This is a genomic window from Roseovarius albus, from assembly GCF_900172335.1.
Classification (GTDB): domain Bacteria; phylum Pseudomonadota; class Alphaproteobacteria; order Rhodobacterales; family Rhodobacteraceae; genus Roseovarius; species Roseovarius albus.
Genome location: NZ_FWFX01000002.1, coordinates 348,161 through 360,652, shown reverse-complemented (window position 1 = coordinate 360,652; position 12,492 = coordinate 348,161). Strand labels below are relative to the sequence as shown.

Annotated in this window: 10 protein-coding genes; 6 read left to right on the top strand and 4 right to left on the bottom strand. The window is 56.3% G+C overall.

Going from position 1 to position 12,492, the window contains the following annotated elements; genetic code table 11:
• Positions 1 to 78 precede the first annotated feature (78 nt).
• On the top strand, positions 79 to 1,266 hold the full coding sequence (locus ROA7450_RS04620; protein ID WP_085804483.1) for an oxidoreductase: 1,188 nt from the start codon (positions 79 to 81) through the stop codon (positions 1,264 to 1,266).
• On the opposite strand, the gene glyS is transcribed toward ROA7450_RS04620, so the two are convergent.
• Genes glyS through ROA7450_RS04600 form a run of 4 tightly spaced genes read right to left on the bottom strand, consistent with a single transcriptional unit; the run spans position 1,263 to position 6,128 of the window.
• Positions 1,263 to 3,452, bottom strand: coding sequence for a glycine--tRNA ligase subunit beta (gene glyS / locus ROA7450_RS04615; RefSeq protein ID WP_085804482.1), 2,190 nt, complete (start codon positions 3,450 to 3,452; stop codon positions 1,263 to 1,265). The two genes, ROA7450_RS04620 and glyS, sit on opposite strands and share 4 nt — an antisense overlap.
• A gap of 9 nt (positions 3,453 to 3,461) precedes the next feature.
• Positions 3,462 to 4,670 (bottom strand): sodium/glutamate symporter, encoded by a 1,209-nt coding sequence (gene gltS / locus ROA7450_RS04610; RefSeq protein ID WP_085804481.1) that lies wholly within the window; start codon positions 4,668 to 4,670, stop codon positions 3,462 to 3,464.
• Positions 4,663 to 5,202: a DUF6446 family protein gene (locus ROA7450_RS04605; protein WP_234999440.1), complete on the bottom strand. Its 540-nt coding sequence runs from the start codon at positions 5,200 to 5,202 to the stop codon at positions 4,663 to 4,665. Before ROA7450_RS04605 ends, gltS begins: the two co-directional genes overlap by 8 nt.
• Entirely contained in the window at positions 5,199 to 6,128 is a 930-nt protein-coding gene (locus ROA7450_RS04600; protein WP_085804479.1) for a glycine--tRNA ligase subunit alpha, read from the bottom strand. The genes ROA7450_RS04605 and ROA7450_RS04600 overlap by 4 nt, the downstream gene beginning before the upstream one ends.
• 186 nt (positions 6,129 to 6,314) lie before the next feature.
• Between ROA7450_RS04600 and ROA7450_RS04595 the strand changes: the two genes are divergently transcribed.
• The 5 genes from ROA7450_RS04595 (at position 6,315) to ROA7450_RS04575 (ending at position 12,478) form a co-directional block, all read left to right on the top strand.
• Entirely contained in the window at positions 6,315 to 8,063 is a 1,749-nt protein-coding gene (locus tag ROA7450_RS04595; RefSeq protein WP_085804478.1) for a serine protease, read from the top strand.
• A gap of 128 nt (positions 8,064 to 8,191) precedes the next feature.
• A complete protein-coding gene (locus tag ROA7450_RS04590; RefSeq protein WP_159453998.1) occupies positions 8,192 to 8,977 on the top strand; it encodes an SDR family NAD(P)-dependent oxidoreductase in 786 nt (261 codons plus the stop codon).
• 280 nt (positions 8,978 to 9,257) lie between these two features.
• Positions 9,258 to 10,805 (top strand): arylsulfatase, encoded by a 1,548-nt coding sequence (locus ROA7450_RS04585; protein WP_085804476.1) that lies wholly within the window; start codon positions 9,258 to 9,260, stop codon positions 10,803 to 10,805.
• A gap of 319 nt (positions 10,806 to 11,124) precedes the next feature.
• Positions 11,125 to 12,198 (top strand): DMT family transporter, encoded by a 1,074-nt coding sequence (locus ROA7450_RS04580; RefSeq protein ID WP_234999439.1) that lies wholly within the window; start codon positions 11,125 to 11,127, stop codon positions 12,196 to 12,198.
• A 28-nt stretch (positions 12,199 to 12,226) separates the two neighbouring features.
• A complete protein-coding gene (locus tag ROA7450_RS04575) occupies positions 12,227 to 12,478 on the top strand; it encodes a hypothetical protein (RefSeq protein WP_085804475.1) in 252 nt (83 codons plus the stop codon).
• The last annotated feature ends 14 nt before the right edge of the window (positions 12,479 to 12,492 follow it).

The window sequence follows — 12,492 nt, the reverse complement described above, 5'->3', positions numbered from 1 at the left end:
GCCAAGTCTAAACAACCACAACCATGCAAGAATGAAATTAAATATCGAAATATCGAAATATACAGTAAGGAGAACAAAATGAACGCCTCCATCCTCAATCGCCCCTTAGAGTTGCCCAGCGGCGCGATCCTCAAAAACCGTCTGATCAAATCTTCCATGTCCGATTCGCTTGGCGATGGCGCAGGCAACCCGACCGAGGCACAAATCCGGCTTTATGAACGCTGGGCCGAAGGCGGCGCGGCCCTCTCCCTGATCGGCGAGGTGCAAACTTCCCCACTTTACCCTGAGAAACCCGGCAATCTCGTTCTGACGCCCAGTATCAACATGACCGCCCTTAAGGCGCTCGCCAAACGTGGCTCGGCCAATGGCACGCATATCTGGCCGCAGCTTGGTCATGCCGGGGCACTGTCGCATGGGCCAATCAGCACGCCCAAAGGGCCATCGCCCTTGGATGTTGAAGGGCTCAAAAGTGAAGGCATGTCGCGGGATGACATCCAAGCCCTGCCCGCCGGCTATGCCAAGGCGGCCAAGCTCGCCCAAGAAGCCGGCTTCACCGGAGTGCAAATCCACGCAGGGCATGGTTTCCTCTTCAGCCAGTTCCTGTCGCCCCTGTTCAACAAACGCAGCGATGCTTACGGCGGATCAGTCGCCAACCGTTTCCGCGTCATTCACGAGGTGATCGCAGAGGTCCGCACCGCCGTCGGCCCCGCCTTCCCCATCGGGATCAAGATCAACTCCACTGACAAACTCGTCGGTGGGCTGACCGAGGAAGACGCGTTGCAAGTGATCCGCGCCATCGATGAAACCTCCATCGATCTGATCGACATCAGCGGCGGCACCTATTTCCCCGGCGCGGCCTCCAGCTCGGATGGCGTGTCCTCAACCGGGCCCTATTACATCGCCTTCGCGGAACACGCCAAAACCCTCACCTCGATCCCCATCGCCACCACTGGCGGGTTTGAAACCCGGGGTCAGGCTGTACAGGCGATTGAGAACGGTCAAACGGATGCCGTTAGCCTCGCCCGCTCCATGGCGCTCAACGCCAATCTGGCCAACACATGGCTCAGCGACGCAGGTGGCGATCCAGAGTTTCCGGTGTTTGACGCGCCCCCGCGCGGCGGCGTGACGGCGTGGTATTCGATGCTGTTGACCGCCCTTGGCGAGGATAACGAAAGCAACTTCAACCTTACCCCAGCCGAAGCCATCGCGGCCTACGAGGCGCGCGACGCCAAACGCTGCGCGCTGTGGATAGCGCGGTTTTCCTAACCTTCGATCTTGGTCAGATCCGCCGCCTGCAAACAGATCTGGCGGATCTGGTTAAGCATGTTCAGACGGTTGCGGCGCACGACATCATTGTCGGTGTTGATCTGCACCGCTTCAAAGAAGGCATCAATCGGCGCGCGCAGCGCTGCCATGCCCGCCATGGCCCCGGCGAAATCTTCCGCCTGCATCGCCGTGGCAATTGTGCCCTCGGCCCCGGCCAGCGCGTTGAACAACGCCTTTTCTTCCTCAGCCTCGGTGTACTTCAGATCGGCGCCATAGGAATATTCAACGCCATCCTTTTCCTCGGCCTGAGACAGGATGTTGTTGGCGCGCTTATAGCCCTGCAACAGGTTTTCCCCGTCATCGGTTTTCAGGAAGTCCGACAACGCCCGCGCGCGTTTCACCAACAACGTCAGATCATCATTGCCCGGCATCGCAAGGCAGGCATCGATCACATCATGGCGAATGCCCTGATCGCGCAGGTAGACCTTGAGCCGGTCATGGAAGAAGGAAAGGAGGCTGTTTCTGCGGGCTTCAACAGTTTTTCGCAGTTTCTCCAGCTCTTCCTGCATAACATTTTCAAAGTACTCTGTTTCAGCTGGATAACTTTTAGCAGCGCCTTTCACAGCATTTCTCACGCTATTTTCAGTAACCTCAACAAGATCATTGAACGATACTTCTAAAATCCCTTTGATATTCGCACGCAAAGAGTTCTCTAGTATCAGGCGAATTAGTCCAATAGCGCTCCTTCTTAGACCAAACGGATCTTTCGAGCCAGTTGGAAGCTCATTTGCAGCCCACATACCTGTAAACAAATCCAGCTTATCCGCCAGCGCCACGGCGACAGAAACGGGGGCCGAGGGCACATCATCTGACGGCCCCAGTGGCGAATAGTGTTCCTGCGCGGCATCGGCCACCTCAGTCCCATGTCCGGCGGGGGCGGCATAGTAGCGGCCCATCAGGCCCTGCAGTTCAGGGAATTCATAAACCATTTCCGACGACAGATCGGCCTTGGCCCATTTCGCCGCTGCCTCGGCCAGATCGGCATCCGCGCCCACAACCGGGGCCAGCTCTCGCGCCAGCGCCGCAATCCGCGCCACCCGTTCCCCTTGCGACCCCAGCTTGTTGTGGAAGGTCACATTGTCCAGCGCATCCAACCACGGCTGACCACCGGCTTCGGCGACACGAATGTCATTCTCCCAGAAAAACTTCGCATCCGCCAAGCGCGCCGCCAGAACCTTTTGATTCCCGGCCAGAATGGTCGCGCCATTGTCCGCCGTGGTCCGATTGGCCACGGTGATGAACTTTTCAATCCGCGCGGTTTTCGGATTGCGGACCGAGAAGAACTTTTGATGCTCTTTCATCGAGGTCTGCAAAACTTCAGGGGGAAGCCCCAGAAATTCATCGTCAATGTTGCCCATCAACGGCACCGGCCATTCAACCAGCCCGGCAACCTCGGCCAGCAGGCCCTTGTCCTCAACCACCTCAAGCCCCTGCGCAAAGGCCAGATTGGTCGCTTCCTGCCAGATCGCCTCAGCCCGCTCGGAGGTGTCCAACATCACATGCGCCGCCTTCAGCTTGGCGCGGTAGTCGTCAAAGCCAGTAACTGCAAATCGCCCGTTGCCCATGAACCGGTGACCCTCAGTCGTATCACCTGCGGCAATCCCATCCACATCCATCGGCACAACAGTGGCCTCGCCCGCGTCATCGCTCAGGATACACAGGATTGAATGCAATGGTCGCACCCAGCGCAGGCTGCCCGCGCCCCAGCGCATCGATTTGGCCCATGGGAAATTGCGAATGGTATCTTCCAGCACTTCCGCCACAATCCCAGACGCGGCTCGTCCCGGCTTGGTGATCACGGCAAAATAGACCTGACCCTTTTTCTCGTCGCGCACTTCCAGATCATCGCGGCTCACCCCTGCCCCGCGCAAAAAGCCTTCGATGGCCTTTTCCGGCGCATCAACCCGTGGGCCTTTGCGCTCTTCCTTGGTGGTCGGGCTTTCCGCCAGCAGGCCCTGCACTGTCAGCGCCAGCCGCCGCGGTGTCGAAAACGCCGCTGCACCCGCATAAGTCAGCCCCGCCTCAACCAAACCATCGGTCACGCGCTTTTTCAGATCCTCGCAGGCACGGCCCTGCAGGCGGGCCGGGATTTCCTCGGAAAACAGTTCGATCAGAAGGTCAGGCATCTTGCACCCTTAGAAAGACAGAAAGATTTGGATGATGGCCGCATTGGCCAAGTCCACGAAAAAAGCTGATACCAGCGGCAGGATCAGAAAGGCAACCGGTGATGGGCCATAGCGTTTGGTCACGGACGTCATATTTGCAATCGCTGTCGGCGTCGCCCCCAGCGCAAAACCACCAAAACCCGCGCCCAACACGGCCGCCCGGTAATTGCGACCCATTGCAGGGAACAGCACGAAGATACAGAATAGGACGGCCACCACGGCCTGAACGCCCAGAACCACAAACAGCGGCCCGGCCAGTTCCGCCAGAGTCCACAGCTGCATGCTCATCAGCGACATCGACAGAAACACTGCCAAAGAGAATTCCGAGATCAGTGCCAGCACCGGCGTGCCCGCCACGGCAGGCACCTTTGGCAGCAGTATTGGTTTCAGGTTGGCGACTGCGATGCCCAGAATCATGCAGGGCACAAAGTCGGGCAGCTTCAGCCCGGTTTCGGCAATGCCCTCGTTCAGCGCCATCCCGGCAATCACGGTCAGGTTGATGGTAATCAGCGTCACCATGAACCCGACATAGTTCAGCGGCGCAGAACCCGCCTCGTTATAATCCAGCCCGACGATTGGGTCGGCATCTTCATTCTCAGGCTTTAGATCGTGCCGCTTGATCAGGAACCGCGCAATCGGCCCACCAATCAAAGCAGCCAAAATCAAGCCCACGGTGGCCGCTGCCAGCCCGACCTCAGCCCCTTCGGCAATCCCAAACTGCTCATACAGCTCCGGACCCCAGGCAATCGCCGTACCATGCCCGCCAATCAACGCGGCCGAGCCCAACATGATCGACAGCTGTTCCGGCAAACCGAAGAACCCAACACCCAATCGGCCCACTGCATTCTGAATCACGATGTAGACCACTGTCAGCACCAGAAGGATGCCCAGTGCCTTGCCACCACGCTTCAGCTCGGACAGGCGCGCATTCAAACCGATGGTGGTGAAAAAGATAATCAACAATCCGTCACGCACCGTCAGATCAAAAGACACCTCGGTGCCGGTCAGGATGTAAAACGCCCAGATCAACAGCGACACGGTGATACCACCCACCACTGGTTCAGGAATATTGAACTCGCGCAGGATCGCCCAGCGCCGCGTCAGTGCTGCCCCGGCAAAGTACACCAACATCCCCAGCGTGAAGGTGGCAAAGTTCGATATGGTGATCGCATCAGCCATCCTGGCCGGAAACCTTGGGCGGTGTCGGGCATCCTTCCGGGGCGCGCTGGCCGTCAAACACCACCTCGCCGCAGCGGTTGATCTGCTGCCAAACAAAGCCGCGCCCATCGTCCATCACGGCCACGACCCGATCAATGCCGTATTTGATATCTTTCACACCCAAAAACGCCTGCGCGGTACCCGCTTCCAATGCTGCGCCGATTTCTTTTGCATCGAAACAGTCAAACCAGCCCGGCGCGGTCAGTGGCACCGCATCCGGATACGGAGTGAAATCCGCTTTCAGGTCATCCAACGACAGATCCGTCGTAAAACAGGCCCGATAGCGAATGGGCGAACTCTCCGAATCGATGGCTTCGAAATCGGCGAAAGCAATAGCCTGCGCCGCGCCACTCGTCAGCGCAGTGACCTGCACGTCCGAGGTGCCATTGCCCTCAACCTCTTCATAGAAGTGGTAGACTTGGAGGTAATACATCCCCACCCCAGCCGCCAAGGCCGCGATCAGGATCATTGCTGCAAGGATCTTGCCGGTCACGCGGCATATCCCCCGGCTTCGGTCTGCACAAAGGCATCGGCGCATTTCTTGGCCAGCGCCCGCACTCGGCCGATATAGGCTTGACGTTCCGTCACCGAGATCACCCCACGTGCATCCAGCAGGTTAAACATGTGACTGGCCTTGATGCACTGATCATAAGCCGGGTGCGCCATCACGATCCGCTTGCCGGTCTTGGGGTCGTCATACTTTTGTGCCAGAATCGCCTCGCATTCGGCCTCAGCCTCTTCAAAGTGGCGCAGCAGCACCTCGGTGTTGGCTACATCAAAGTTCCAGCGGCTGTATTCCTGCTCGGTCTGGCGGAACACGTCCCCATAAGTCAGCGCAATTGGCGCGTCCGGGTCGTTGAACGGCATGTCCATCACATGATCAACGCCCAATACATACATCGCCAGACGTTCCAGACCATAAGTCAGCTCGCCGGACACCGGGTGGCAGTCATGTCCGCCAACTTGCTGGAAATAAGTGAATTGGCTGACTTCCATGCCGTCACACCAAACCTCCCAGCCCAGACCCCAGGCACCCAACGTTGGGCTTTCCCAGTCGTCCTCGACAAAGCGAATGTCATGCAGTTCCATATCGACGCCAATCGCCTCAAGCGATCCCAGATACAACGCCTGCAGATTGGGCGGGCTAGGTTTGATCAGTACTTGGTACTGATAATAATGCTGCATCCGGTTCGGGTTTTCACCATAGCGCCCGTCGGTCGGACGGCGCGAGGGTTGCACATAGGCCGCCGCCCAGGCTTTTGAGCCCAGAGACCGCAGGGTCGTGGCCGGGTGAAACGTTCCCGCACCAACTTCCATATCATAGGGTTGCATCACAGCGCAGCCCTTTTCAGCCCAGTAAGTCTGAAGCCGCAGAATGATGTCCTGAAAGCTGCGGGGTTTGCCGGTTTTGTCCGCCATAATATCCTCTGACCTCACCCATGAAATTGCCGCCCTTACCTACGTCCGTGAACCGCAAGGGTCAATTGCGTGAACCGCACTATTTCACCGGTATATTTTAGGTGCACTCGGCTGTGGATTTGATACAAGGACGCGCAATGGTGATCCAATCGCTGTTTCGAGGCAAATTTTGGCAAAGGCCCTTTCATGTTGCGCATTTTCTACTCTTTGGTGATGGCTCTGTTTTTCGCTGTTCCTACTGCTTGGGCACAGCAATCCTGGGTCCAGATCGAAGCTCAGCCGAGCCTCTCGGAGGCGCAGGAACGTATCCGTGACTATGCCCGACAATTGCAGGACATCAACGGCTTTGCCCTTGGCAGCGGTTGGTACGGTATTGCCCTTGGCCCCTATAGCGAGGATGACGCCAGTCAGGTGCTGCGCAACCTGCGTGCGCAAGGTCTCATTCCCCGCGATAGCTACATCACACGCAATTCGGATTATCAGCGCCAGTTCTGGCCGGTGGGGGCCAACGCCCTCAGCCAACAAGTAATCGAGGTCGCGCCGCAGTCGGATATCGTCACCCAATTGCCCGACAACACCGCCACAATCATTCTGCCCGCCCCACAAGAGGCCGATGAATCCCCGGCTCAAGCCCGCGCCAGCGAGCGCGACCTGACCCGCGAACAGCGTGCCGAAATTCAGACCGCCCTCAAATGGGCCGGGTTTTATGGCGGCACTGTTGATGCCGCCTTTGGTCGTGGCACCCGGGGTTCCATGGCCCGCTGGCAAGAGGCCAGCGGTTTTGACGACACCGGCGTCCTGACCACCGGCCAACGCGCCGAATTGCTGCGCCAGTATTATGCCGTGCTCGAAGGGTTGGACATCCAAACAGTCCGCAACGAAGAAACCGGGATCGAAATCAAACTCCCCCTTGGTGTGGTGGAACTGTCAAAATACGATCCGCCCTTCGCGCACTATGGACCCTCTGGCAACATCGACGCCAGCATTCTGTTGATCAGCCAGGAAGGCGGCACCTCAACCCTTGCCGGACTGTATGACATCATGCAAACGCTGGAAATCGTCCCCGAAGACGGCCCGCGCCAGCTCACCAAAGACAGCTTCACCCTGATCGGTGAAAGCGCCTTTGCCATCTCACATACGCAAGCCTGGCTCAAGGATGGTGAGATCAAGGGCTTTACCCTGATATGGCCGGCCGGTGATGAAGAACGCCGCACCCGCCTGCTGGGCATCATACAAGACAGTTTTACCCGCATCGACGGCGTTCTGGATCCGGCCGCAGGTTATGACGAAGTCCAAGATATCGATCTGGTCTCCGGCCTCAAGATCCGCAAACCAGTTTTCTCGCGCTCCGGATTCTTTGTCGATGGCAGTGGCACAATCGTTACCAGCGCTGAATTTGCCACCGGCTGTAACCGCCTGACCATCAACAACGACTACACAGCCGAAATTGTCAGCCATGACACCGATCTGGGCCTGGCCACGTTGCGCCCCAGTGAAAATCTAGCACCCCGCGCCTATGCCACATTTAGTCAGGGCGCGCCGCGCCTACATTCAGATATCGCAGTTGCTGGCTATTCCTATGGCGGCATTCTGGGCGCACCCACCCTGACCTTTGGCCAATTGGCCGATGTGCGCGGGCTGAATGGTGAGCCACACCTCAAGCGCCTTGAACTGGCGGCCCTCGAAGGTGATGCTGGTGGGCCTGTTCTGGATGCTGGCGGCAGCGTTGTTGGGATGCTTCTGCCCCAGCCGTCAACAGGCAAACGGCTCCCCAAAAACGTAAGCCTCGCCACCGACGCGCAAACCCTGCAAAAATTCCTCTCAACCGCGGGCATCAATGCCGACGTGGCCAACGAGACCACGCAGCTCCCTGCTGAACAACTGACCGATAAAGCCAGCCACATCACCGTTCTGGTCAGTTGCTGGGGAGAGTAACCTCACCTCACGCGCAACGGCATCCACCCAAGTGCCCCCAAATGTCGCTCTTGGGCACATGATGGGCGGCGCTGGATAGGTCGATTACGATTCCCGTGTCACTCTGAATGTAAGCAATGGAGGGCGCGATGTCAGATTTCGAAGGTCAGCATGTTTTGGTCACCGGTGGGGCAAGCGGCATCGGGCGTGCGATTGCGCATAAAATCGCCGCAGGCGGCGGAGCGGTCACAATCGCGGATCGAAATGGCGATGCCGCTGTCGAAACCGCAACTGAGCTGACAAATCAAGGACATGCCGCCACACCAATCTGTGCTGACATTTCTGACCCTGCATCTGTCCAGAAGATGTTTCAAACTGCACAGGCAGTCCACAAACGCCTTGATGGCCTGGCCCATTGCGCTGGTATCGGTATCGAGAAAACCATTCTGGAAACCTCGCTTGAGGACTGGAACAAGATCATCGGCATCAACCTCACGGGTACCTTCCTCTGCGCCAAAGCCGCAGCCGAGATCATGGCCGCTCAAGGCTACGGGCGCCTCCTCCTGATGGGCTCTGCTGCAGGCGAGCGCGGCGGCACAGGCCGCGCAGCTTACGGCGCCAGCAAAGGCGGGGTCCACGCATTGACGCGCGTGCTATCGGTTGAGTTGGCCGAGCTTGGAATTACCGTCAACGCCATGGCCCCCGGGGCCATCGAGACTGAGCTGGTCAAGAAAATGCACGACGCTGAAACCCGCGAAAGCTATTGCGCGCGCATCCCGGCAAACCGCTATGGCACCCCGGAAGAGGTCGCAAATGTCGCCGCCTTCCTCCTAAGCCGCGACGCCGCCTACGTCAGTGGTGTCACCATGCCCATCGACGGGGCTTTTATGGGATCCGGCGTGATCAAACGCAAAATGAATCCAGATCGGCCGTAGCCAGTTGCGCGCTCATAAGTAAACACGCTGCCCAACGGTCGAAAGTTATCAAACTGCCTTTTATTATATCGCAGGCAAAATGTTCCATCCGCGCATTGAACGAAGCCACATTTGCGAAGAATCGTAATGAGGGCCACACGGATGTTTTATATTCTGATGAATGAACCTGAATTTTCATGACCAATCAAAGGCTTATTCACGTATCATTTGCAAAGTTCATCCCTTGAACAGCTTTTTGTGTATAAAGGACACATTAACACCAAAAAGGGAGACTGAATAAATGCGATTACGTTCAAAGTGGTTGAGAAGACTGGCATTGGCCGCGCCATTATCAATCGTCGGTTTCGGCGCCATCGCCCAAGAAGAAAAGCCGATGAACTTCCTTATTATTTGGGGTGACGACGTCGGGTATTGGAACATCAGCGCCTACAATCAGGGCATGATGGGTTACGAAACCCCGAATATCGACCGAATTGCAAATGAAGGAATGCTATTCACTCACTCTTACGGTGAACAGTCCTGTACAGCTGGCCGTGCGTCATTCGTCACCGGGCAGTCAGGATTCAGGACGGGCCTGCTAAAGGTGGGCCTGCCTGGTGCCAAAGAAGGAATGTCCGAAAAAGACCCGACAATTGCGGAATATATGAAATCCGTAGGCTACATGACCGGTCAATATGGCAAGAACCATTTGGGTGACCGAGACGAGCATTTACCCACGAACCACGGATTTGATGAGTTCTTCGGCAATCTATATCATTTGAACGCTGAAGAAGAACCCGAAAGTGTTGACTATCCAAAAGATCCCGCATTTAGGGAGAATTTCGGCCCTCGCGGCGTCATTCGTTCGAATGCGGACGGCTCAGTCGAAGACACTGGCCCTTTAACACGCAAAAGAATGGAAACCATCGACGAAGAAGTCACTGCCGGTGCGATCGACTTCATGGAACGTGCGACTGATCAAGATAAACCCTTCTTTCTTTGGTACAACACGACAAGGATGCACATTAACACGCATCTGAAACCAGAAAGCGAAGGCGTTACCGGCTTAGGCGTCTACCCTGATGGCATGGTTGAACATGACGGCATGGTCGGCCAGCTCCTCGACAAGCTCGAAGAACTTGGTATCGCAGACAACACCGTCGTAATGTACTCTACTGATAACGGTGCCGAAGTTTTCTCTTGGCCTGACGGTGGCACAACACCATTCAAGGGAGAAAAGAACGACAATTGGGAAGGCGGGTATCGTGTACCTCTTTTGCTAAAGTGGCCAGGAGTTATTGAGCCAGGTCGCAAGTCACACGACATCATTAGCCATTTGGATTGGTTTCCTACCTTCATGGCATCGCAGGGCGATGTAGATATGAAAGAGCGCATGCTAACAGAGGCTCCATTTGGTGAAAGTAACGAGCCCGTCCATCTCGATGGTTACAACTTCCTTCCGTACTTCAAAGGTGAAACCGAAGAAGGCCCGAGAAAAGAGTTCTTCTACTTCTCAGATGGAGGAGACTTGGTGAATCTGCGGTATAATCGTTGGAAACTCGTTTTTGCGGAACAACGCGCCGAAGGATTCGATGTTTGGGAAGAGCCATTTGTTCCCTTGCGTGTCCCAAAGCTTATCGATCTGTACAGCGACCCCTTTGAACGGGCTCAGGAAGAGGCGTCTGCTTATATTCAATGGCGTTTTGAGCGCTTGTATTTGTTAGTACCAGCACAGGTATTTGTAGGAGAGTTCTTGCAAACCTTTGTTGACTATCCGCCTCGGCAGACTCCGGCGAGTTTCTCAATTGATCAAGTGCTAAGCTCTCTGCAACGTAACCAAGGCGGTTAGCGGCTCGAAAGCACACCCGAGGGCGCGCAGCAAAGGGTGCCCTCGGCGATTTCACAGGCATAACCCCCAACCTGAAATCAGTTGTTTCAAATTCGGCTAGATCTCTTTTGCCAACCCAAAATATATACATGTCTTCTTACCGGCAAAGGTTGAATGCGTTCGGAGCAAAACCTGCGCTTCAATTTGAAAATTTGGAAAGGCCATTTTGTCAAAATGCAGCGTGCTGCTATCAATCTTGCAGCACTGCGCAACGTTGCAACAACCTCCTCACGTCTTTGTGCCGCAAGTTGATTTGAAGCAACGCTTTTCCTGTCAGATTATGGTTGCACAGTTGCAATCCAAAGACAGAGAAGCGAGCGCCGCCATGGCCAGCGTCAGTGATATCCCGACCCCCAAGGCCACCGCCTGGTTTGGCGTGACTTTGGCTTGGGTGGCGGTGCTGATTTATGCCTCATCCAATTCGATCATCACATTACTGACAGACATCGGGCGGCAAAACCCAGTGCATGGTCGCAACGCCATCACCTTTTGCAATTTGCTCTTTCTTGGCTCTCTCATCTCGCTCATCCCGATGGTGTTTTTCTTCTGGCGCGACTGGACGATGGAAAACCTCCGGCGCCTGAGCAAAACCGATTGGATGTTCCTGACCACTTCTGCCGTGCTCTCCTCGGCCCTGACCCCCGGACTGTTCTTCTTTGCACTCGAATACACCACTGTCACCAATGTGGTTCTGATCGGCCGGATCGACCCGCCGCTCTTCTTACTAGCCGCCGCATTTTTCCTCAAAGAAGAACTCGATCTTTGGGCACTCGCGGGAGGGTTGATTGCGCTGGTCGGCGCGGTTTTGATCATCGCACTCAAGGATGGCGGTGCATCCTTTTCGCTCGGCAAAGGTGAGGTCGCCGCCGTACTGGCGACGCTGTCGTTCATCGCCTCAACGCTGGTCACGCGCATCGGCTTGCAAGGCGTGCCATTGGGAATCTTTTCAATCTTCCGCACCGTGTTGGGCACCATCGTCTATTTCACCTGGGCCATGTACCTTTTCGGCCCACACCATTTTCAGGACCTGTTCGCACCTGTCGTGCTAAAATGGATCTGGGTTTACGCCATCATCGTCATAATCATCGGCCAGTTCGCCTGGAATCTCGGCCTCAAACACGCCAGTGCGGGCGACGTGGCACTTGCCACCTCCTTTTCGCCATTGGCCGCAATCTGCATCGCCATGCTGCTCTTGGGCGAAGATCCTGGCCCCGGGCTCATCCCCGGTGCATTGGTGATCCTCGCAGGCATTGGTGTCGCCCAATATGGTCGCCGTCGCCGCGTATTGGCTGAACAACAAGCCGCGCAAAAGTCTCTCGAACTTGAGGGCAGCGTCAATTTCAAAGGGGCGTGAGCCGCCCCGCAACCCACACGGAGACCCCATGTTCCGTTACATCTTCTTCAACGTCTACGAAATTCTGGCGGTGATCGCCGTCCTGCTGATCATCGGTGTTCTGATCTTCGCCACCCGTCACCGGATGAAGCAAGACGCTCTTGAACAGCAACAAGATGCCAAGACTAAAGCCCGCCCGCGTCAATCAGAGGTGCGTGACGTCGGCCTCGTCTCTGCAGGTATGGCAAACACCTATGAGACCAATAGCAACCGTCGCACAAAACGTAAAAAACCAAAGTGAGCTCAATCACTCCG

Excerpts from the sequence above, each read along its gene's own strand:
- ROA7450_RS04585 (WP_085804476.1), top strand. The coding sequence starts at position 9,258 with ATGCGATTACGTTCAAAGTGGTTGAGAAGACTGGCATTGGCCGCGCCA.
- ROA7450_RS04595 (WP_085804478.1), top strand. The coding sequence starts at position 6,315 with ATGTTGCGCATTTTCTACTCTTTGGTGATGGCTCTGTTTTTCGCTGTT.
- ROA7450_RS04590 (WP_159453998.1), top strand. The coding sequence starts at position 8,192 with ATGTCAGATTTCGAAGGTCAGCATGTTTTGGTCACCGGTGGGGCAAGC.
- ROA7450_RS04580 (WP_234999439.1), top strand. The coding sequence starts at position 11,125 with ATGGTTGCACAGTTGCAATCCAAAGACAGAGAAGCGAGCGCCGCCATG.
- gltS (WP_085804481.1), bottom strand. The coding sequence starts at position 4,670 with ATGGCTGATGCGATCACCATATCGAACTTTGCCACCTTCACGCTGGGG.
- glyS (WP_085804482.1), bottom strand. The coding sequence starts at position 3,452 with ATGCCTGACCTTCTGATCGAACTGTTTTCCGAGGAAATCCCGGCCCGC.
- ROA7450_RS04620 (WP_085804483.1), top strand. The coding sequence starts at position 79 with ATGAACGCCTCCATCCTCAATCGCCCCTTAGAGTTGCCCAGCGGCGCG.
- ROA7450_RS04575 (WP_085804475.1), top strand. The coding sequence starts at position 12,227 with ATGTTCCGTTACATCTTCTTCAACGTCTACGAAATTCTGGCGGTGATC.
- ROA7450_RS04600 (WP_085804479.1), bottom strand. The coding sequence starts at position 6,128 with ATGGCGGACAAAACCGGCAAACCCCGCAGCTTTCAGGACATCATTCTG.